This window comes from Paenibacillus polysaccharolyticus (genome assembly GCF_900102085.1).
GTDB lineage: Bacteria > Bacillota > Bacilli > Paenibacillales > Paenibacillaceae > Paenibacillus > Paenibacillus polysaccharolyticus.
In genome coordinates this window covers 104,561-124,571 of sequence record NZ_FMVM01000016.1, presented here as the reverse complement: position 1 = coordinate 124,571, position 20,011 = coordinate 104,561, and the positions used below count along the sequence as shown (strand labels likewise).

Genomic DNA, 20,011 nt, shown 5'->3' with positions numbered 1-20,011 from the left:
TAACTTGGGGTGCTTTTTTGTTATGTTCATCAAAATATTAACTTTTTCACACTGACGTTGTAAAAAGCTTGTAACTTTTAGTGGAGAGCAGTCGTTTATAATTCAGTGTAGCATGGAACAGATTTCTAGATTTAGGGCGCATGAAGGAAATGCGCGGCATAACAAGAGAGGATGAGCGTGATTGCTGGCATGAAAAAGTTATTTTCAAGGAAAAGAACTGCCAAGAGTCAATCGGGTGATAAACGCGAACAGGAACAACCTAAGCTGGAGAAAAGGGCTGCATCGGAAGAACCTTCGTACATAACGGAGCCCGAGCCTCTAAGCGCGGAAGCGCTCACGTCAGATGAGGTATCTGCTATGGAGGAGTCAGCAACGGCTATAGCCATAGAGGAAAAACCGCAGAAGACCAAAGCGAAGCCGAGAAAGGAACTGTTGCCTCCGTATGATGGACCCGTGTTGGAGGTACGCAACGTTCATCGTAGTTTTCAGACAGGCAGTCGTATCATTCATGTGCTCAAAGGCATTGATATGGAAGTAAAGCCGCAGCAGCTTGTTATGCTGAAAGGACGGTCTGGCTCAGGTAAAACAACATTGCTGAACATGCTCGGCGGACTTGACCAGCCTTCCAGTGGAGAGATTCTATTCTCCGGACAGCCTCTTCAGGATTGGGGAGATCAACGGCGAACCGCTTTGCGGCGCAGAGAGATTGGATTTATTTTTCAAGCGTATGCACTCATGCCTTTATTATCTGCTTGGGAAAATGTAGAGCTGTCGCTCCGTATGGCGGATGTGCCGCGGTCGGAATGGAAGGACAGAGTAGGTCACTGTCTGGATCTAGTTGGACTGAGCAAACGTGTCAAGCACCGGCCTTTTGAGATGTCCGGGGGGGAACAGCAGCGGGTGGCCATCGCTAAAGCGATTGCACACAGGCCACGGTTGCTGCTTGCGGATGAACCAACCGCAGAGCTGGATTCCAAAATGGGTGCACAGGTTATGGCTGTGTTCCGCAATATCATTGAAGTAGAACAAGTAACGATATGTATGACTACACACGATCCTACAATTTTGGAGGTTGCGGACCATGTTTATGAAATGGCGGACGGCAGATTTCTCACGTAAAGGTGCCGTTCCGAAGAGGGGGAAACGCACAGCGCTTATTGTACTTGGTGCAATACTCGCTGCAACGATGTCAGGCTGTTCATTGCTACCATCTGAGTCGGAGGAAGAGGTGCTCCCACCAATAACACCGCCAACGATCTCCAAAAAACCGGAATATGAAGTCCGTACGGAGACGCTGGAGAAAAAGGTGAGCGGTAGTGGCAAGATGATGAGTCAGCGTGAAGAAAAAGTATATTTTACGCTGGATGGCATGCACATTAAGGAATTGAATGTAAAAACGGGGGATAAAGTGAAGAAAGGACAGGTTCTCGCTGTTCTTGACGTAACAAGTGTAGAGAAGGAGATTCGCGGCAAGCGGCTTCAGATCCGCAAATCGGAAGTACAGATGAAGGAAACGCTGCGCAAGAAGGACGAGATGGACCCGGTGGAGTTTGAAGAAGCGACCATTGCTTTTGAAGAACTTCGTCAGGAGCTTGCTGATCTGGAAGAAAAGCTGGGACAATCCACGTTGACGGCTCCATTCGGAGGTACCGTGATTGCGGTTCAAGTGGAGAAGGGCGCATCGGTCAAAGCGTATGATCCTATTGCGACCATTGCGGATACGTCCAACCTGGTTGTGGCGGCTACATTTGCCAAGGAGGATCTGGAGAAATTTACGTCTGGCATGAAGGCTGAAGTCGACATCAACGGTGCTGGCAAAGTGGCCGGCAAGATCAAAGCAATGCCTACGGCTGAAGCTTCAAGTAACAATAATGGCAATGGATCAGGTCAGGGCCAAGGAGGCTCACCTCCGGCGAAGGAAACGCTGGATCAATATGTCCTTGTTACTCTGGCGAAGATGCCTAAAAATGTAGAACGCGGTACGCCTTTAACGGTTTCGATCGTAACTCAGCGCACCGAGAACGCGATTGTCATTCCTGTATCTGCTTTGCGCTCCATCGGTTCCAGAACCTATGTACAGGTGATCGAGAATGATGGAAGCAAGCGTGAAGTGGACGTTGAGGTTGGACAGCAGACATCAACCGATGTCGAGATTCTGAAAGGTCTGACGGTTGGTCAGAAAGTTGTGGGACGCTAATGGGGCTGCCATTGCTTCGGCTGCTGTTCCGCAAAATGTGGAACACACGCTGGATGACTTTCAGCACATTAATCGGCTTGATTGTGGCGGTAGCGTTCACCGTCAGTATTCCAATGTATGCCGATGGTGCGTTGAAACGGGTTGTCGCGCAGACGCTGCAGGATAACAGTGAAGGTTTACCAGCAGGATCGCTGTTGATGAGTTACCAAGCACCCGGCGGTGCCAAGACCGATACCAGAGGACTGGATGAGGTGAATCGCTACATTCGCGAGGATGTTCCTCGCGACATTGGATTTCCATTTCATACGTATGTGAATTCGAGATCCATTCGCAGTACAGAGGTCAGTCCTGAAGATCCGACCAAAGTGGATGCAAGCCGTGTGCGGAGTATGACACTGGGTACGATGAGCGGACTGGATGATCAGGTGAATTACTCGGCGGGTGTCAAACCTGGGAATCAGGTCAAGGACGACATCATCGAAGCTGTGATGCTGGAAGAAGGGATGTACCGGAATGATCTTCATGTGGGGGATATTCTGGAATACCCGATATACAGCGGTCTGAATATTACGTTGCGTGTGAAAATTACGGGTTCCTTCAAGGCCGACAATCCGAATAGTCCGTATTGGGTTCAAGGCTTCGACGGTATGATGAATGGACTTTATGTGAATGAATCGGTTTTTAATGACGTATTACTCAAAGAAAAGGGTATTCCACTACAGAATTCACGCTGGTACTATGCATTTGATCTTAAAGAGGTTCAAACCAGCCAGTTATCTGGCCTCAGCTCTGTGCTGGAACGGCTGGATATTGATCTCTATCAGCGGCTGAAAGATACCAAGGTTGATATTACCTTCGGCGATCTGCTCAAACAATTCCGTAGCCAGAGTCTGCAGCTACAGACGATGCTGTTTACACTTGCTGCACCGATGATTGCGATGGTCTTTTATTTCATCGCAATGAATGCCAGACAATCCCTGCAAAAGCAGGAAAGTGACATCGCTGTGCTACGTAGCCGTGGAGCCTCGGCTCGTCAGATCTTCTCGCTCTATCTGCTTGAAGGCATCTTCCTGGGCGCGATTGCACTGGTTGTTGGGCCGCTACTCGGATGGTTCATGGCGAAGAGTATCGGCTCGGCAAGTGGATTCTTATCCTTTGTAGATCGGAAATCCATTCCGATTGGCGTCTCCAAAGAAGCGATTCTGCTTGGCGTGGCAGCGGTACTGGTTGCTATTATTGCATCACTGATTCCGGCAATTACGTACGCACGGGCAACGATTGTATCCGCTAAAAGGCGCCAGGCACGTACCGATCGTGCGCCGCTGTGGCAACGATGGTTCCTCGATGTGGGGCTGCTCGGTCTAGCGGGATACGGATACTATCTGTTTTATGAACGTCAGATGCTGACGTTCCAGACGGGAATGACAACGGATCAGTTACAGGTGCAGCCATTTCTGTTCTTTGTACCTGCGCTTGCCATCTTTGCGCTAGGACTGTTTTTCCTGCGTTTGTTCCCATGGATTCTGAAGTTGATCCAGTTGATCGGACGCAAGTTATTACCAGTTCCAATGTATCTGACGTTGACACAGTTATCCCGTTCATCTTCATCCTATTATCCGCTCATGATTCTATTAGTGCTGACGCTCGGCCTTGGAGTGTATAACTCGGCCGCAGCGCGAACCATTGATTTGAATTCAACAGAACGTACGCTTTACCGTTATGGCTCGGATGTTATTATGCAAACGGTATGGGAAGGAACCCCCGAGGTGAAGCCAGGAGGTTCTGGACAAGGCGGCGGATCAGGCGGCGGTCAGCAAGGTGGAGGCAACGGAGGGGCCGGTGGTGGCGCTGGTGGAGGAAATGGCGGTGGTGGAGCTCCAGGAGGTGGAAGTGGCGGCGGTGGCGGTTCATCGCAACCAACCAAAATCATATACTCCGAACCCCCATTTGAAGTGTTCCGCCAATTAAACGGTGTGGAGCATGCTGCACGGGTACTGCAAACCAAGGGCAACATTATTGTCTCGGGTAAATCTGGCGGGCAAGGGATGCTCGTTGGTATCGATAATGTAGACTTTGCCAAAGTAGCTTGGTTCCGTAACGATCTATTCCCTGCACATCCTTACAAATATCTTGATTTGCTTGGTAAATATGAAGGGGCTGTACTGATCTCTTCGAAATTTGCTGACAAGTTCAAGCTTAAAACAGGAGACATGGTCTCCATGGGGATACAAGGTCAAGCGATAGAATTTGTAGTTTTTGGCATTATTCCATACTGGCCTTCACAATACCCGGATCAGATGCCATTCTTCGTGGCTAATCTGGATTATATTTATGATCAGGTTCCGCTAATGCCCTACGAGGTATGGTTAAAAATGAAACCGGATGCCAAGGTAGCTCCATTAATGGAGAAACTCGCGGCAGAAGGCATTGAGCTATCCTCTGTCCGTGATGTACGGACTGAACTGGTTACTCAGGGAAAACATCCATCCAGGGGCGGGGTATTCGGCATTCTGAGTCTGGGATTCCTTGTATCGGTAATCATCTCGTTAATCGGTTACGTGCTGTATTGGTTCTTCAACCTCTCGGGACGCGTGGTACAGTTTGGTGTCCTGAGGGCTATGGGTCTATCCAGAGCACAGCTTAGCGGTATGTTATTGCTGGAGCAGGTGTTCACCGCTGGGCTTTCGATCTTGCTGGGGATTAGTATTGGTCAGGTTTCAAGCAGGCTCTTCCTGCCATTCTTGCAAACGACCGATAACGTGTCTGCGCAGGTGCCGCCATTCCGCATCGTCTTTGAACAGCAGGATATGCTGCAACTGTACGGCGTAACCGTAGTCATGCTGATTATCGGAGCATCGATGTTGCTCTGGCAGATTCGCAGGCTCAGAGTTCATCAGGCGGTCAAAATGGGAGAGGAGAGGTAAACGTGATCCAATGCGAAGGACTTGTCAAAATTTTTAAATCCAGCGATGTGGAAGTCGTTGCCCTTCAAGGTCTCAATCTGACCGTCAATCAAGGCGAAATGATGGCGATCATTGGCAACAGCGGTAGTGGTAAATCAACGCTGCTTAACATCCTTGGCGGCCTGGACCGCCCTACCGCTGGCACGGCGGTGGTTGGGGACTGGGATCTGCTTAAAATGACGGATGCTCAACTCGTGGAATACAAACGTCACACGGTTGGATTCATCTGGCAAAATAACGGTCGTAATCTGCTGCCCTATCTCACCGCACTGGAAAATGTGGAAACACCGATGATTTTGGGTGGCAAACGTGATCGTAAGTACGCTATGCAGTTACTTGAATGGGTTGGTCTGAAGGATCGTATGCATAACAAACTGCATCAACTGTCGGGCGGGGAGCAGCAGCGTGTAGCGATTGCGATCTCCTTGTCCAATCGGCCGAAAATTTTGCTGGCGGATGAGCCTACAGGTTCCGTCGATTCCGAGACGTGTGATACAATCATGAACATTTTTCGCAAAATGAATAAGGAACTTGGCGTCACCATTGTCATTGTTACCCATGACTTGACGCTTGCTGGCAAGGTTGATCGGATCGTTGCGATTCGGGATGGCCTGACCAGTACTGAATTTGTGAAACGCAATCCGAATCTGGATGACGATCAGGGGCTGTCTGAAGCAGGCGCGCCTGACGTTCATGAAGCTTTTGTCATTATTGATCGTGCGGGGCGGCTTCAGGTGCCAAAAGAGTATCTGGAAGCCTTGTCCATTGATAGCCGAGCGACATTGGAGTTTGACGGTGAACGTATTGTTATTACACCGCCAAGATAATTTAAGAGGGGGAACTGGGAGATGAAAAACAGGTTGTGGGGAAAACGTGTGCTGGCCATCATGGCAACAGCAACACTGGCATTGCCACTTATCGCAGGATGTACAGCGAGTGAGAATACAGATAATGAACAGCGTGTGCTGCGTGTAGCGACACTCTGGGGAGGACAGGATGACAGCTATTTCCGTCAGCAATTTACGGATGCTTTCGAACTCACACACAAAAATGTCACGGTAGAAATCGTGCCTGCGGTTGATCAGGGCAGTATGTATGGCTTTGGGAATTCCGAACAAGCAAACGAAATGCCAGATACCATGGAGAGTTTGAAGAAAATTATGACAGGAGATAATCCGGTGGATGTCGTTGTAGCAGATACGGCTACGATCAAGTCGTTGATTCAGGAGAACATGGTTAAGCAACTTGATCCGTTAATGCAGGAAGACAAATTTGACACCAGCGACATTGTGCCAAGTGTGCTTGAAGGGATCAAAGATCTGGGTGACCAGAACATCTATGCGCTGACACCAACCTTCTCTTCTTCTGCTCTGTTTTATAACAAGGGAATGTTTGAAAAAGCGGGTGTTGAACCACCAACGGACAACATGACGTGGGACGATATCTTTAATCTGGCGACTCGCCTTACTAAAGGCGAAGGTAAAGATCATGTCTTCGGAATGTCGTTCAGCACATATAACGGCGGCTCTCCGTACTACTCTATGCAACAGTATTATAATTCGCTGCAGTTGAAAGTCTTTGACGACAAGGCAGAAAAGATGACCGTAGATTCTCCGCAATGGGAGAAAGTGTGGAGTACGGTCAGCAAGCTGGCGATTGATAAAGTCATCCCGAAAGGTGACGAGCCACAAGATCAGCAAACAGAAGGACGTTACAATCCTGTTCAGGGCGACTTGTTCCTTAGTGGCAAAACAGCAATGGCGATCGGGGATTACAATTACATCAATCAATTAATTGATGCGAATAAAAATGCAGATAAAATGAAAGATTTTACGAAAATAGATTGGGATGTAGTTACACCTCCCGTTCATCCAGAAGCTCCTGAGGTCGGAGGCAACATCTATCTTAGCAGTTTGATGGCAATCAACAGCTCCGCTCAGAACCCGGATGATGCCTGGGAACTGATCAAGTATATGAATAGCGAGGATTGGGCTAAGATCAAGGCACGTAGCAGCTATGAATTGGTATCCCGGAAAAGCTTCATTAAACCAAAAGACGGACTTGATTACAATATTCAGGCGTTCTACACGTTGAAGCCGGTGCCGCCAACCAACACGAATCTGGATAAAATGTATCAGAAAATGCCTGGACTGTGGCAGGTAAGTGACAAAGGTATGGAGTATTTTAATCAAGTGTTAGAAAATAAAAAGACACCAAAAGAAGCACTGGGTGAATGGGCAGCCAAAGGGAATGAGATGCTTGCGAAGTTGAAAAAAGATCCTAAAGCAACATTCCAATAAGTTATGCACCAGTAACATCCAAGTAATCTTCGTCTTTACAAAAAAATGGCCGCTGGAGATTTTATCATCTCTGGCGGCTATTTTTACGAATTTGGGGTATTCTACAATTAACAGCAGTATATGAACCCTTTGGAAAGGACGAGCAGGATGAAATGGATATATTTCAGCAAGCTGTATGCAACGAAATTTCAAGCAGGTTGCCTGGCAAAAAGACTGGAGCAGGATGGCTGGATTTACGGACACAATGAGCCTGAAGAAGTTGAAGTGTATCGTTCACGTAAAGGTCGGTATGGTGTGCGATTTATTCCCTAAGATTACCCCTTGACTTATGATGGAGTAATAGTGTATATTAATTAAGTCGCTGTTTATTAATTTTAACGACGCGGGGTGGAGCAGCCCGGTAGCTCGTCGGGCTCATAACCCGAAGGCCGCAGGTTCAAATCCTGCCCCCGCAATATAGCTTTACTGGATGGTTTACAGCGACCATCTACACTGTTATATATTATTTGTTCAGGGCCCTTAGCTCAGTTGGTTAGAGCGGTCGGCTCATAACCGATTGGTCACAGGTTCGAGTCCTGTAGGGCCCATATTTTAGAACCCTTGCGATGCAAGGGTTTTTTTCTGTTTTCATAGACTTCTATTTTCATAGATGGGAACGACGTATAGTTTAGCTAAGGAATAAAAACGGTACGATTCTACCTTTTTATTGGGTTTTATACGACTTTTTTTCAATGACGGGATGGATGTCCATGCCAGATGATCATTCTCGCATATACTATCTCAATTCCACCTATAGGAGGTAGATTTCATGACTCAATTAATTGATGCAAGAACCTCGCAAAATGCGAGTTTGGCTAACTCCATCGCTATCCCGATTCTCGTCATTAACACACCACAGTTGTTTGGACAGATTGGATTGGTGACAACAGCTGGTATCGGTGCGAATCCACGGGTTCAATTCAAAGGCACCGTAACTGTGCAGCTTCCTTTGGCACTTGCCGGTATAACCATTACGATCGTTCGGGGAACTGTCTCAACTGATCCTGTCATCTATTCGGCTACATCCACATTTAACTTGAGTGTTCTGGCACCACAAGTCATCACATTCTCTGCTGACGATTTCAATCCGCCAATTACACCGCAATTAACGTACACTGCGTTTGTCAGCAGTAACTTGCTGGGTACTGTTCGTGTAGGTCCAGAGAACTTTGACGGTGTCTTGTACTCTGACTAATGGTTACTCGCTTGTAAGAAATATAAATGCGAATCCAATCTTTTTTGATTTGCTACGAAGTTTATGGATTTCAATTTTATTTGGCGTTGTGCCTGTTTCCATGCGGAGCAGGCTTTTTTTGTAGAGAGGGTAGAAAGGAATGACGCTCTGTATTCGGGAAAGAATAAATAGAGTATAGAAAGTAAAATAAGAAGGATATGATATAATTGTTTTTCTTCATAGAATTAGATGACTTGGTCCTAATAAATAGATAGAAAGCGAGTTTGATATAAGTGATGATGAAGAACGAAGGCCGGTATGTCCGGTTTAGTGAAGCGCCGGTTTGGGATTGGCAGAGAGCTTATTATGAACAGATGGGATTGGAAGCTTGGGAGAATCACCAGGTGCCACAGTATATTACGAGCAATCCATTCATTGCAACAGCCTATGCTGAAATGATTTTCAGCTTTTTACAGGATCTGATGCTCAAAGGTGAACAGCATGAGATGGTTACCATCGTTGAACTTGGTGCAGGAGCAGGAAGACTGGCTCACCAGGTGCTCAACAAGCTGTGTGCTTTGAAGGAAATTGCGGGTATGGAGCTACCGCCTTTCCGTTATGTGATGACAGACCTGGCTATGGAGAATGTGATTGCCTGGAAAGAGCATCCTTCGATGCAAACATACATAGAGCAGGGAGTACTGGATTTTGCACGTTTTGATGCGGTGCGCGATACAGCGTTGAATCTGGTTATTTCCGAAAAAACAATAAGGCAAGGGGATCTACAACAACCGCTGCTACTCATTGCCAATTACTTCTTTGATAGCATTCCGCAGGACTTGATTTACATTGGGGAGGGGCAAGTGTTTGAGTGTGATCTGCTTGTAGAACTTCCACAGCATGCAGTTGAACAGAACCCTGCCGAGATCCTGGAAAATATGACACTGAAATATAACTATCGTCCCGCACCCGAGTATATGGAAGAGACCTACCCATACGCCGAGCTGATTTCGCTGTACCGTGCTGAGCTAGAGGATTCGCATATTCTGCTTCCCTCCACAGGACTAGGATGTCTCGAACGATTAAGCAAGCTTTCCCGGTCAGGTTATGTGTTAATTACGGCGGATAAAGGGGATCATCGGCTGGATTACTGGAAATATGCAGAGCCGCCTGAATTCGCGTTTCATGGCAGTTTCTCGCTCTCAGCTAATTATCATGCGATAAAGGCCGTAATGGAACAGCAGGGTGCTTCTACGTATTTTACGGCACATCATTATAAGGATCTGAACGTTGGGATGATTTTAATGCTAGAGGAGCCAAACCGTTATGTGAATACAAGGCTGGCTTATCATCGCTTTGTTGAACGATTTGGTCCAGATGATTTCTTTAGTCTAAAAGAATGGGCAGACCTTAAAGTGGAACAGATGAATCTCAGACAACTTCTGGCTTTCTGGCGATTGGGTGGGTACGATGCCGAGTTTCTGATGGTTTCATTCCCCCGGTTCAAGGAGCTTTTGGACGATGCGAGCGATGAGGAGATGTTCGACCTTCAATTTGGCATCAAACGGATGTGGTCGTCCTATTATGCAATGGAACACCGGAATCAGGTTGCGCTCATATCAGGTCAGTTACTATTGGAGATGTTTATGTATGAAGAGGCTAAAATGTTCCTGGAGGAATTGCTGACTGGTGACCCTGACGCACTGACTGCTGAATCTGATGCACAACACATAACGGTATTGTATGATCTGGCTGTGTGTTGTTATGAGTTGGAACTGGAACAGGAGGCACTTGTCTACGCTCGCCGTGTAATTCAAATAGATCCGAACCATGAAGAGGCGGCGGCACTTCTGGACGGTTTAGAGGGATCTCTGGATCACAACCAGCATATGAATTGAATGACGTTAAAATGAAACCCTCCTTCAATCGTTGACGTATGATAAAAAGGAATTAATTCCAATTTTAAGTAATACCTGAAGTGAAGGGGGCTGATTCGGCTTTTGTTTTTATGTAACCTACAACACATAGCCCAGCAGGAATGATCGCCTATGACGGGCAGTCAGGCTCTATGGAGGATTGGGCGATTAGACTTGGTCATTTGCCCTGTCACTTGGGGATAATACGCATATGTTATGGCATACCTTGAAATTCAAAGGAGGCCAATCAAATGAGTCATGTTGGATACGGTTGTGGCAATGTTGGTGGATTTGGCGGAGCGTGGACTTCGACTAGCGCGATCCTTGTTCTCTTCATTTTGCTCGTCATCATCACCAAATCTTTCTGGCTGTAAGATAACGGTCAGACGCACATGCATCAGCTCCACCAAGACTTTGGTGGGGCTTTGCTCTTGTTTTACAGCCAATAAGACGTCAAGGATATTTGACAAGTGAAAACAATGTGCTTAAAATCACATAAGGAGACTACTAACAGAGATTGAAGGGATCGCAATGCCGTTTATACGATTTAAAGGATTTACGGGTTCAGAGCTGGAGGAAGTTGTGCCTCAAATTACCGAACAAATGGCCTTAATCACTCATATTCCGCAGGAACGAATGAAAGCAGAACGTCATGATGTACAAGCTTTAACACCTTCCCCGGCATCCATAGAGATTTTGATGTTTCAGCGTGATCAGGAGATACATGATCGAATTGCAGCATCCATGCAGTCTATTCTAGAGAAGGCTGAACTGCCGGATGTGCATATTTTTTTCAATATATTGTCCCCCAATTTGTATTATAAGAAAGGCAAGCCGCTAACAGATTACCGATTGGATTAGACGGCGGGTGAGAAGTTCAGGAGCCATTTCGGAAAAAGAAAAACGAATAAGCTGCTCGAAAGAGAAGCAGCCTGGTAACCTAAGACGAGCAGTTTTGACCATGCTCGTCTTTTTTTTATTTATGCAAGGGTCGTCTAATATCCAGACTTATCGAAGTACTGGAGAGTTTATGAGTTAAGCGATGGACGGTCACGATAAGAGCGAGTGCAGCGAGTGAAAGGGCCACAGCCGCCCAAAGTACCTGCGCCCGCCCTAAATATAGGATCGCGATGATGGTCATGACGAGTCCAATACCAGCTACCGTATAATTTGAAAATGAGAGCAGGCTACTCGCCTTAGCTATATCTTCGCCTCTCATCAGTCTTGACTGGAGTTTCTTCAGAACCAAGGCTTCCCAGCAGTTGACTACAGCGAGAAGTGTAGCCCCCATAAACATAACTGCAGTATGTAATCTCAGGTAGGGAAGAGAAGACGCGATGCCGATGAGCAACAATGTTTTGGTCACAGGAATACCGATCAGGAGTCTCGAAAATATACAGTGTTTCATCAACTTATGGAATGTGAATTTTGCTGCCGCATAAGCTAGCAGGTAAACGCACAGGAGTAGCAGTGCATATCCAATTGATTCCGTTTGTCTGTAGATCAGGCAGGTCAAGGTTGTGATTGAGATCACTTGTATAAGTGAGAGCAGTGTTCTGGCAGCCCAGAATGGATAAAATGCGATGTGCATACCAATGTGTCCTTTCTGCAACGATACATCTATATCATTTATCTTACGGCGCACACTGTAGTAACACCACAAACAAAGTTATCATATTCCCGTCAGTGTAATACTCGGTACAATACGAAAGACCAGCTGCGCAGGAGGCAACTGGTCTTTCTACAAGTTTATTGGTGTATTATGCCGTGGCGATAGTAAAAGCAATAAGCAACATAAACAGACTAGACATTCGCACCATCGTCATGTAAGATTTGCTGGGTTCAGCCTCACCTTGTACAATCCAGCCATAGCGAAGATACCAGCCAAACTTGGGGAAACACAGATTGATGATACACAGCACCATAAATATAAAAAAGAGAGTTTTCATCGTCGATCTTCCTTCCTCGTCGGGCCATTAACGGCCTCGCCTTTAAGGTCTGCGCCTGGAAAAAATGTAGACAATCAGCATACTGACGATGATCAATAAACTTTATCTGTATATTTTTGAGATTAGGCAGGTTATTGTGAATGGATAAAGATTGATATGATTAAGAACTATTACCCAAGAACTACATTGTTTGAATAACTGTGGTACAATAAAATAGATTGTTTAATATCAACACATACCATCTGGAGTTATGGATGTGAGATGGAGGAGACACAGGCATGAGTTTATATAATCAACTCCCCATGCAATGGGAATTTATTATCTCGAAATTAAAATCCTCCGTTACGGTAGTTGACGCTACCTCGCCTGAGCTTCCGCTCATGTATGTTAACGAACATTTTACCCGTCTGACCGGATATACGCACGATGAGTCGATCGGGCGGAATTGCCGATTTCTACAGGGTACAGATACGGATCCCGAAACCGTTTCACGCATTCGGGAAGCAATAAGTAAACAACAATCCATTAAGGTTGAAATTTTAAACTATACCAAAAGTGGTCAGAAATTCTGGAATGAGCTGAATATCGATCCCATTTTTAATGAATCCGGTGAGTGTATTTATTTTGTCGGTATTCAATATGACATCTCTGAACGTAAATATGCAGAGCAGCAGCTGAAGACGGCAGCGTCTATGGCTGAGAAAACAAGCAGAGGCCAGCTGGAATTCATCGGCAAGTTGAATCATGAGCTTCGTACACCGTTAAACGGCATTATGGGCATGATCGAGCTTGCGGGAATGGGCGATGTTACCGAAGAGCAAAAAGAATACCTGGATCTGGCACGTCAATCCGGAGAGGCGCTCCTGAACATTGTAAATAATAGTCTGGATATGGCGAAGCTTGGCAGAGGCAAAATGGGAGTGGAGCATATTGAATTCCAGCCATTGAAGCTGATTCAGCAAATCGTGAAGACACATGAGCTGGCGGCCATGAATAAACAAATTCGTTTAGTTTGCCATGCTGATCTGAATGTTCCTGATGTGCTTTGGGGCGATCCACTGCGATTAAGGCAGGTATTGGATAATTTGCTGAGCAATGCCATCAAGTTTACGGAGCAAGGGGAAGTGCAGCTTCTCGTGGATGTCAAGCAGCAATCACATGAGATGACCACGTTGGCTTTCTCTGTACGGGATACAGGGATTGGCATTCCTTCTCATCAGATGGACCAACTGTTTGATGCCTTTACGCAATCGGATATTTCACATGCAAGAAGGTTCGGAGGCAGTGGGCTTGGATTAACAATCTGCAAAGAACTATTAGAATTAATGAACGGTAGTATTACTGTAGATAGCGCTGAAGGAAAAGGAACTGAGTTTCAGGTGACAGTACCTTTTCTAAGTACACAGAGTATTTTTAACGCAGGATAAGATATGCAGTGAGCGGCCGGATGGATCCGGCTGTTTTTTTATGTTGAATATTGTTGTGGAATGGATTGTTTTACGAACTGGCGTTCTGTTATAATGCTATGGATGTTAGTGTTACATGGGGGAGGCGCATCATGAGTAAAAGACGTAGCAGAAGAAGCAAGAGAGGAAGCCGGGGATTCAAAAGTAAAATACTGACCTTAGTCGGCATGGTTGTGATTGCTCTATATGCCTTGGCGGGAGGAGAGTGGCCGCTGGATATTCCTTCTCCGTTCAAAACAACCGACAAGAGTGTAGATCATACGATTACTTTTCCGGCAGAGCGGTATCCCGAAACAGCAAACCATATCCGAAAGGCGATCCAAGCGGGGCATTCCGATGTTTGTACAATTGACCGGAAAGGCGCTGAAGGAAACAGGGAACTGTCACTGAAAGGTGTACCGGTCAAAAAAGGCAAGGATCGGGATGAGTGGCCTATGGCAATGTGTGCAGAAGGCGGTAAGGATGCGGATATCCAGTATATTACGCCAAAGGATAATCGCGGTGCAGGCTCATGGGTGGGCAATCAACTAAGTACATATCCGGATGGTACGCGTGTTAAATTTGTTGTGAAGTAATCCGAATCATTAGTTACCATAAGAAAAACCAGACGTTGGAGGCGTCTGGTTTTTAAATATAAGTTGGCTATAGTAGAAACACCGAGGTTCTCACCTACAGTGTATCTTTATCTATTAGTGTCTGTCTAAGTTCTCTGTAAGGAGAGCAAATGAATTGAATGTGCTTGTGCACAAGTGCCTAAACGAGTTGCATCGTGCCCAGATGGTGAGAACGAAGGGTTAACAGGCGAGTGACTTGTTCGACTTCATCAAACGGAATCCACACATTTCCCTGTACAGTTCGTAAAAAGAGAATAGAGCTGTCTACTGAGCGTTCTGGAAAACCGGTTACGGTCTGTCCGCTTGTATTCCGAACCATAATCTGTTGGTTGCGCCGAATGGCAATTTCTACCTCTTTTTTCATAAGTCATTGCTCCTGATTTATAAGATGTTCATCCATATGACTGTGTTTTCAATGGTTAATTTGTCTTCTTTATCTAGTCTATCAGAACTAGGTATGGATTTCCAGTAGAGAAATGATCAAGCTGATGTAGGTGAATTGACTTAGCAAATGAAGATACGTTACTGAACATAAACTACAGGGTTATATAAGGTATCAGGAAGAGGAGGGGAACCACATGACGAAACTGTTTGTTGGGCTTGCTCGTTCGGAGCACGAAGCAATTATTATGTTGAATGCCTTAAAGAAGGAAGGCATCCAAGATCAATATTTGGGGGCTGTAGGCAAAGAACAACTTGATCTGGAGATGATCAGTGAGAAGACGGGGTTACCCAAACCACTAAAAGGTGCTGGAACAGATGGAGCATTTGGAGCCTTAAAGGGCATATTAGCTGGTCTCGGAAAACGAATGGATCAGACCGCATCCATCGGGAAGGCAGTGCGAAGATTAGCGGGCAATGAGATCGGAAGTGAGACGGATGATCTGGTCTTAACGCTGACAGAAGCAGGCATTCCGGAAGTTGACGCACGTCATTACGAGGACTGGCTATTGCAAGGTCATATGCTAATTTTTGTAGAGTGTAGTGAGGAGCAGGTGGAACGTGTGAAGCCTATTTTGCTTTTTTAGTTTAATTTAATGCTGATTTTAGGTTCCTTTAATGTTGGAGAGGTATTCTTATCTCACACCTCCCTTAATATAGATGGTTTACCGGAAGTCCGGGACCGCAACTCGGACTTTCTAGGCACTGTGAGCTGGCGCTTGCAGTGCCTGTTTCATTTTTTTAGGAAAAAGGGTTGCATTATTAATTTATTCATGGTAAGATATTTCTTGTCGCCAAGAAAATATTACATACGCCGGGGTGGCGGAATTGGCAGACGCACAGGACTTAAAATCCTGCGGTAGGTGACTACCGTACCGGTTCGATCCCGGTCCTCGGCATCTTACAGAAAAGATCACATTCGACTTGTTAAACAAGTTGAGTGTGATCTTTTTTTATGTCTACATTAAAAATACGTTGCATGAAAGAAATTGTTTATTAGCTTTATGGACAATGAAATTGAATAAAAAAGACTTCTCCACATCCGTGGAGAAGTCTTTAATGTAAGAGTCAAATCAATTAACTGGTTCTTTTAAATGTAATCGTATAAGGTTCGTTATAATTATTGATTCCGTTATCCATAATTCTGAAGTAAACTTTTTCACCAGGTTTAGCGTTCCAACTAATAGCCTCAGCGTAACCAGGTCCATTCCAATTATCCATCTGTATGGACAGAATAGCGCCGCTTGCATTCATTTTAATAACACCCATCACAATATCAAAATTTGCTGGTGGTGTTGCTATAACACTATAAGTAATTTCAGATGTACCATTGGTATTGTCTACAACATAAAAGTCATTATCACTCATACTATCCAGTCGTACAGTGGCACTGTATGAAGAGTTCTGAGCTACACTTGAATACATGACTTCCGCTGTCTCAAAGGAGTCACCCCATCCTATGGCAGCAGATGCTGGTGATGTACTAAATAGCATTAATCCCGCAGCTAACGCAACGGAAGCTGTTAAATTTCTTAATTTTCTCATACAAAAACCTCCCTCATAAACTTGAATTGAAATAAGTAAAAAGAACTTATAATTGCTTTAGGTAGATATATTAAAAGATATAGGTATAAACAAGGTTGGCCAATCTTGGTTAAATATACCATATTAAGTAATGTTTTGTGAACCCTTTTATGTTAAATGTTGGATTTCGATATTTTCCTTGTAGTTCATAAACCAAAAAGCAACATAATACATATCAGAAAGTGGATTCGGGCGTCTATTTATGAAGAGAGGTCACAATGGTGTATACTATCGATAGGCATATATTACCTTTCGCATCAACCAACACAACAATCTATGGACGGAGGACTCAAGTTTATGTTGAAACAGCTTAAGCCATATAAGGTATTACAGGAGCGTAGAATCGAAGAACTGAAATCCGATGCGTACCTGCTGGAACATCAAAAATCGGGTGCTCATATCGTACTGTTGTCCAATAGTGATGATAACAAGGTGTTCAACATCGGTTTTCGCACACCTCCCGAAGATGATACAGGGGTAGCTCATATTCTGGAACACTCCGTGCTATGCGGATCGAAAAAGTTTCCGGCTAAAGATTCTTTTGTGGAGCTGCTCAAAGGTTCGCTCAATACATTCCTCAACGCGATGACGTATCCTGACAAAACCGTCTACCCCGTTGCAAGTCGCAACGATCATGATTTCCATAACTTGATGGATGTGTACCTGGATGCGGTATTAAATACGAATATTTATGAGAATGAAAAAATATTTTTGCAGGAAGGTTGGAATTACAACCTGACTTCTGAAGATGACGAGCTGACATACAACGGCGTAGTGTACAACGAGATGAAGGGTGCCTTTTCTTCGCCAGAACGGTTGGTTCGACGCGAGGTGCTGAATTCTCTTTTCCCGGATACAACGTATTCCTGTGAGTCTGGGGGCTTCCCGGAGGCGATTCTGGATCTCACTTATGAAGGATTGCTTGATTTCCACAAACGGTATTATCATCCGTCCAACAGTTACATCTATCTATACGGGGATATGGATATGGAAGAAAAGCTGCAGTGGCTGGATGAAAATTACTTAGGCAACTATGATCGGATCGAGATTGACTCCGAAATTAAACTGCAATCTGCTTTCCCGAAACGGGTGGATACGGTGAAGTCCTACTCTGCGGGAAGTACGGAATCCGAAGTAGACAATAGCTTTTTGACCTATAATGCGGTGATTGGCACAAGTCTGGATAAGGAATTGAACATTGCGTTTCAGATTTTGTTATACGCACTGCTCAATGCACCGGGAGCTGTTCTGAAGCAAGCCTTGCTGGATAAAGGCATCGCGAAGGATGTCTACGGCTCTTATGATGATAGCTTGTATCAACCCGTGTTCACGGTGGGACTGAAGAAGAGCAACTTGTCCAGCAAGGACGAATTTCTCGGTACAATCAAGGAAGTGCTGGAGCGTGTTGTGAAAGAAGGCTTTGATCCGAAAGCATTGCTTGCCGGAATCAACTCTTATGAGTTCAACCACCGGGAAGCGGACTTTGGCCGGATGCCGAAAGGACTGATCTACGGACTCTCCTCCCTCCAAAGCTGGCTGTATGATAAGGAAGCGCCTTTCACGTATTTTGAGGCGAATGATGTATTTGCAGAACTTCGGTCCAAAATGAAAGATGGTTATTTCGAACAACTGGTTGAGAAGTATTTATTACAAAATACACATACATCATTTGTTGCGCTCACACCGGACAAAGGCTTGAACGCACGCAAGGAAGAGGCGCTGAAGGAGCGGTTGAAGTCAGTGCAGGCTGGACTTCGTCCAGAAGAGGTGCAGGATATGATTAAGCGCACCGAAGCGCTTGCCGAGTACCAGAACACCCCTTCCACCAAGGAACAGCAGCAGGTGATCCCGACGTTGTCCATTGAGGACATTGATACGAAAGCGTCTAAACTGTACCAAACGCTGAACAACGTGGATGGGACAACGATTTTGCATCATAACTTGTATACGAACGGTATTGGTTATCTGAGACTGTTGTTTGATATCAAGGAAGTACCGCGCCGCTTGTTGCCTTATGTGGGATTGCTCAAAAATGTACTTGGTTACGTGGACACTCAAAACTACTTGTTTAACGAGTTATCGAATGAAATTCATATTCATTCTGGAGGCATCAACAGCGGGGTTGGTTCGTATGCGAATGCACATCAGCTTCATGATTTCAAAGCAACCTATGAGTTCAATGCGAAAGTGCTTTATGACAAACTGGGATTTGCTTTTGATATGATCAAGGAGATCGTGTTTACGTCCCGTTTTGACAACTCGAAGCGACTTTTCGAGATCATTTCTCAGGTCAAAGGTAATTTGCAACGCAGTCTGATCAACAGTGGTCATTCCGCAGGAGTTGCCAGATCGTCCTCGAAACATTCAGCCGTTGCTGATTTCCGGGAGGCGGTTAGCGGGATTGCTTATTATCAGTGGCTTGAGGATCTACAGGCGAACTTTGATGCGAAAAAAGAACAGCTGTCCTCCAGCCTGCAAGAGCTGATGGGTTATATTTTCAGACCGGAGAACCTGCTTGTCAGCTACACGGCAGACGATAAAGGATACGAAGGTCTGGAAGAGCAGGTGTCCGCTCTGAAAGCCAAGCTGTTCACACATGAAGTGGCGAAGGAAGCTTTTACCTTTACGCCTGCAACACATAACGAAGGTTTCCGTTCTCCTTCCGAGGTTCAATATGTCGTTCAAACCGGGAACTATGCTGAAAAGGGCTACGCCTATACGGGCTCATTACGTGTGTTACAGGGTATATTGTCACTGGACTATCTGTGGAACAATATCCGTGCCAAAGGTGGCGCTTACGGCTGTATGTCTGGGTTCAGACGGAATGGTGACAGTTTCCTGGCTTCCTACCGTGACCCGAATCTGGATAAAACCTACAAAGTATACGAGGAGATTCCGCAGTATTTGAACGATTTCCGTGCCGACGAACGGGAGATGACTCGTTATATCATTGGGGCGATTCAGGATCTGGATACGCCAAGAACGCCTTACAGTGAAGGGGCATTCTCGCTGGAATGTTATCTGTCTAATGTGACGGAAGCTGATCTGCAGCAGGAGCGCAATGAGGTGCTTGGTACGAAAGAGAGCGATATTATCGGGTTTGCCGGATTTGTCTCTGCCATTCTGGAGCAACAGCATCGGTGTGTTATTGGAAATGAGCACAAGATTGAGGAGCAGAAGCAACAGTTTGACGAAACGTTGGATCTGATCAAACATTAAGGAGCGGTAACCAGGGTTGCGGCTGTGAAAAGAAAGATTCAATCAATATCTTTAGAAAAAATATCTGTAGATAAAAAGAAGAGACACTTGCAAGGGCTGGTAAGTAAAACAGCTTGGGCAAGTGTCTTTTTTATCTTGTTCGGGTCCCA

18 protein-coding genes and 3 tRNA genes are annotated in these 20,011 nt (G+C 45.5%); 17 read left to right on the top strand and 4 right to left on the bottom strand.

The genetic code is table 11. The annotated features are described in order from the left end of the window. Positions 1 to 171 precede the first annotated feature (171 nt). From BLQ13_RS21495 to BLQ13_RS21445, 12 genes are all read left to right on the top strand, one after another. The gene (locus BLQ13_RS21495; protein WP_244159408.1) at positions 172 to 1,119 is read left to right on the top strand and encodes an ABC transporter ATP-binding protein; all 948 of its coding nucleotides are present in this window, start codon (positions 172 to 174) and stop codon (positions 1,117 to 1,119) included. Then, a complete protein-coding gene (locus BLQ13_RS21490) occupies positions 1,082 to 2,197 on the top strand; it encodes an efflux RND transporter periplasmic adaptor subunit (protein ID WP_090923727.1) in 1,116 nt (371 codons plus the stop codon). The genes BLQ13_RS21495 and BLQ13_RS21490 overlap by 38 nt, the downstream gene beginning before the upstream one ends. Continuing rightward, positions 2,197 to 5,121 (top strand): ABC transporter permease, encoded by a 2,925-nt coding sequence (locus BLQ13_RS21485; RefSeq protein WP_090923726.1) that lies wholly within the window; start codon positions 2,197 to 2,199, stop codon positions 5,119 to 5,121. Before BLQ13_RS21490 ends, BLQ13_RS21485 begins: the two co-directional genes overlap by 1 nt. Before the next feature lie 2 nt (positions 5,122 to 5,123). Beyond that, the gene (locus tag BLQ13_RS21480; protein WP_090923725.1) at positions 5,124 to 5,987 is read left to right on the top strand and encodes an ABC transporter ATP-binding protein; all 864 of its coding nucleotides are present in this window, start codon (positions 5,124 to 5,126) and stop codon (positions 5,985 to 5,987) included. 21 nt (positions 5,988 to 6,008) lie between these two features. After that, on the top strand, positions 6,009 to 7,460 hold the full coding sequence (locus BLQ13_RS21475; RefSeq protein ID WP_090923724.1) for an ABC transporter substrate-binding protein: 1,452 nt from the start codon (positions 6,009 to 6,011) through the stop codon (positions 7,458 to 7,460). Positions 7,461 to 7,607: 147 nt separating this feature from the next. After that, complete coding sequence (locus tag BLQ13_RS28590; protein WP_167375813.1) at positions 7,608 to 7,772, top strand: hypothetical protein; 165 nt, start codon at positions 7,608 to 7,610, stop codon at positions 7,770 to 7,772. Between the two features lie 69 nt (positions 7,773 to 7,841). Then, a tRNA-Met gene (locus BLQ13_RS21470) sits at positions 7,842 to 7,915 on the top strand. Between the two features lie 58 nt (positions 7,916 to 7,973). Further along, positions 7,974 to 8,047 (top strand) — tRNA-Ile (locus BLQ13_RS21465). Positions 8,048 to 8,268: 221 nt separating this feature from the next. Beyond that, positions 8,269 to 8,694 carry a hypothetical protein gene (locus tag BLQ13_RS21460; protein WP_090923723.1) on the top strand — a complete coding sequence of 142 codons (426 nt, stop codon included), beginning with the start codon at positions 8,269 to 8,271 and terminating at the stop codon, positions 8,692 to 8,694. A 275-nt stretch (positions 8,695 to 8,969) separates the two neighbouring features. Next, a complete protein-coding gene (locus BLQ13_RS21455) occupies positions 8,970 to 10,571 on the top strand; it encodes an SAM-dependent methyltransferase (protein WP_090923722.1) in 1,602 nt (533 codons plus the stop codon). A gap of 269 nt (positions 10,572 to 10,840) precedes the next feature. Next, positions 10,841 to 10,963: a sporulation protein YjcZ gene (locus tag BLQ13_RS21450; RefSeq protein WP_090923721.1), complete on the top strand. Its 123-nt coding sequence runs from the start codon at positions 10,841 to 10,843 to the stop codon at positions 10,961 to 10,963. 157 nt (positions 10,964 to 11,120) lie between these two features. After that, complete coding sequence (locus tag BLQ13_RS21445; protein ID WP_090923720.1) at positions 11,121 to 11,450, top strand: DUF1904 family protein; 330 nt, start codon at positions 11,121 to 11,123, stop codon at positions 11,448 to 11,450. Positions 11,451 to 11,565: 115 nt separating this feature from the next. Here BLQ13_RS21445 and BLQ13_RS21440 read toward each other — a convergent pair whose 3' ends face one another. Both BLQ13_RS21440 and BLQ13_RS21435 read right to left on the bottom strand, forming a co-directional pair. Next, positions 11,566 to 12,234, bottom strand: coding sequence for a hypothetical protein (locus tag BLQ13_RS21440; RefSeq protein ID WP_090923719.1), 669 nt, complete (start codon positions 12,232 to 12,234; stop codon positions 11,566 to 11,568). Positions 12,235 to 12,349: 115 nt separating this feature from the next. Then, on the bottom strand, positions 12,350 to 12,538 hold the full coding sequence (locus BLQ13_RS21435) for a DUF6199 family natural product biosynthesis protein (protein ID WP_090923718.1): 189 nt from the start codon (positions 12,536 to 12,538) through the stop codon (positions 12,350 to 12,352). Between the two features lie 278 nt (positions 12,539 to 12,816). On the opposite strand from BLQ13_RS21435, the gene BLQ13_RS21430 reads away from it, so the two are divergent. Continuing rightward, positions 12,817 to 13,965: a sensor histidine kinase gene (locus BLQ13_RS21430; protein ID WP_090923717.1), complete on the top strand. Its 1,149-nt coding sequence runs from the start codon at positions 12,817 to 12,819 to the stop codon at positions 13,963 to 13,965. A gap of 131 nt (positions 13,966 to 14,096) precedes the next feature. Continuing rightward, positions 14,097 to 14,579: a NucA/NucB deoxyribonuclease domain-containing protein gene (locus BLQ13_RS21425; RefSeq protein WP_090923716.1), complete on the top strand. Its 483-nt coding sequence runs from the start codon at positions 14,097 to 14,099 to the stop codon at positions 14,577 to 14,579. Between the two features lie 178 nt (positions 14,580 to 14,757). On the opposite strand, the gene BLQ13_RS21420 is transcribed toward BLQ13_RS21425, so the two are convergent. After that, complete coding sequence (locus BLQ13_RS21420; protein WP_090923715.1) at positions 14,758 to 14,982, bottom strand: hypothetical protein; 225 nt, start codon at positions 14,980 to 14,982, stop codon at positions 14,758 to 14,760. A 214-nt stretch (positions 14,983 to 15,196) separates the two neighbouring features. Here BLQ13_RS21420 and BLQ13_RS21415 point away from each other — a divergent pair, with 214 nt between their 5' ends. Together BLQ13_RS21415 and BLQ13_RS21410 are read left to right on the top strand one after the other, a co-directional pair. Further along, positions 15,197 to 15,646 (top strand): general stress protein, encoded by a 450-nt coding sequence (locus tag BLQ13_RS21415; RefSeq protein ID WP_090923714.1) that lies wholly within the window; start codon positions 15,197 to 15,199, stop codon positions 15,644 to 15,646. Between the two features lie 226 nt (positions 15,647 to 15,872). Beyond that, positions 15,873 to 15,958 (top strand) — tRNA-Leu (locus BLQ13_RS21410). Between the two features lie 178 nt (positions 15,959 to 16,136). Here the strand turns inward: BLQ13_RS21410 and BLQ13_RS21405 are convergent. Continuing rightward, the gene (locus BLQ13_RS21405; RefSeq protein WP_090923713.1) at positions 16,137 to 16,604 is read right to left on the bottom strand and encodes a hypothetical protein; all 468 of its coding nucleotides are present in this window, start codon (positions 16,602 to 16,604) and stop codon (positions 16,137 to 16,139) included. 336 nt (positions 16,605 to 16,940) lie between these two features. Here BLQ13_RS21405 and BLQ13_RS21400 point away from each other — a divergent pair, with 336 nt between their 5' ends. Continuing rightward, positions 16,941 to 19,862: an insulinase family protein gene (locus BLQ13_RS21400; RefSeq protein WP_090923712.1), complete on the top strand. Its 2,922-nt coding sequence runs from the start codon at positions 16,941 to 16,943 to the stop codon at positions 19,860 to 19,862. The last annotated feature ends 149 nt before the right edge of the window (positions 19,863 to 20,011 follow it).